Source organism: Mesorhizobium sp. M7A.F.Ca.AU.002.02.1.1, from assembly GCF_003998535.1.
In the GTDB taxonomy this organism is placed as follows: domain Bacteria; phylum Pseudomonadota; class Alphaproteobacteria; order Rhizobiales; family Rhizobiaceae; genus Mesorhizobium; species Mesorhizobium ciceri.
In genome coordinates, this window is sequence record NZ_RZPB01001052.1 from 1 (window position 1) to 1,702 (window position 1,702).

Annotated in this window: 2 protein-coding genes; both read left to right on the top strand. The window is 61.2% G+C overall.

From position 1 onward, the window contains the following. Window positions 1-886: DUF4424 domain-containing protein (locus tag EN879_RS34870; RefSeq protein ID WP_127274660.1), on the top strand; the 886-nt coding region annotated here is incomplete at its 5' end. Then, the gene (locus tag EN879_RS34875; RefSeq protein WP_013531029.1) at window positions 886-1,404 is read left to right on the top strand and encodes a dihydrofolate reductase; all 519 of its coding nucleotides are present in this window, start codon (window positions 886-888) and stop codon (window positions 1,402-1,404) included. The genes EN879_RS34870 and EN879_RS34875, both read left to right, overlap by 1 nt. Window positions 1,405-1,702 lie beyond the last annotated feature (298 nt).

Genomic DNA, 1,702 nt, shown 5'->3' on the forward strand with positions numbered 1-1,702 from the left:
GGCGATGCAAAGCGAGGACCTTTTCATCTCGCCGGAAAAGGTCACGGTCGACTATGTCTTCCACAACAACACCGATCAGGATGTCCAGGCCATCGTCGCCTTCCCGATGCCCGACATATCGGGCAATCCCGAAGAAATCCCGGCGATTCCTGAAAATCAGAGCGATAATTTCCTCGGTTTCGAGGTGACGATCGACGGTGTCGCCGCAAAGCCGCAGCTCGAGCAGAAGGTGTTGGCGCTCGGCATCGACATCAGCGCTGAGCTGAAGGCGCAAAACGTGCCGTTCTATCCTTTCGGCGATGCGGCGAAGGCGGCGCTGGCGAAGCTGCCGCAAGCGGTTGTCGATGACTGGGTCAACCGCGGCATCATCATCGAGGACACCGGCAGCGACGGCACCGAGACGAGCAAGGTCTACACCCCGTTCTGGCAATTGCGTTCGACCTACTGGTGGCGCTCGACCTTTCCGGCCAACAAGGACGTCCATGTTTCCCACCACTACAGACCGAGCGTCGGCGGCACGTCTTCGGTCAGCTTCTTCTACGACGGCAAATTCCAGGGTCAGTATGCGGCCTACAAGACCCGGTATTGCATGGACGGCACATTCGAAAATGCGGTGCGCAAGGCGGCCAAGGACGACCCTGACGGCTACCCCAAATATTTCGAGAGCCGCATCGCCTATATCCTGACCACCGGCGGCAACTGGGCTACGGGCACGATCGGCAAGTTCAAGCTGACGATCGACAAGGGCAATCCGAAAGCCCTGGTCTCGTTCTGCGGCGACAATGTCAAAAAGACCGGACCGACGACCTTCGAGATGACGGCGGATGATTTCTACCCCGAGCGCGACATCGACATCCTGATCCTCGAGCCGACGGGCGAAAATTGATGCATGTCGCAATCTACGTTGCCATTGCCGAGAACGGCGTGATCGGGCGGGACGGCGGGCTCCCGTGGCGGCTCTCCACCGATCTCAAGCGCTTCAAGGCCGATACGATGGGCAAGCCTATCATCATGGGCCGCAAGACCTATGAGGGCATCGGTCGACCGCTGCCGGGCAGGTTGAACATCGTCGTGACCCGCGACGAGACCTGGCGCGCCGAGGGCGTCGAGGTGGCACATTCGCTCGAAGCCGCGATCCAGCTGGCGACGGTGCGCGGGCGCGGCATGGCCGATGTCGACGAGGTGTGCGTCATCGGCGGCGGCGAAATCTATGCCCAGGCCATGCTGCTGGCCGACCGGCTGCACGTCACCCATGTGCTGGCAGCGGTCGACGGCGACGCGCATTTCCCGCCGATCGATCCCGATTCCTGGCGCATTGTCAGCTCGCAGGACGTCCCAGCCGGGGAAAAGGACAGCCACCCGACGCGCTATTCGGTTTACGAGCGGCGTCGCGAGAGACATTGAACGAAAAAAGAGCCATTGAAGGAAGACAAAGGGTCGCGACTGGACCAAATCGGACGAAGTCGGAAGCGCATCGCGTTGAAAGCGCCCCGTGGCGTGCCTATAGAAGAACAATACTGGATTTTGCGCCGTAATGCCGGCGCTTGAGGGAATTCCAAGCGAAAGGACATTCATGCCCTGGAACGACAAAAGCGGCGGTGGCGGCGGCCCATGGGGTGGCGGCGGCAACAATCAGGGACCCTGGGGGCAGGGTCCAAAAGGACCGAGCGGGCCGCAGGGCTCGCCTCCCGATCTAGAAGAC

What these genes read in the sequence shown, in the direction of transcription:
- EN879_RS34875 (WP_013531029.1), top strand. Translation starts at nt 886, where the DNA reads ATGCATGTCGCAATCTACGTTGCCATTGCCGAGAACGGCGTGATCGGG.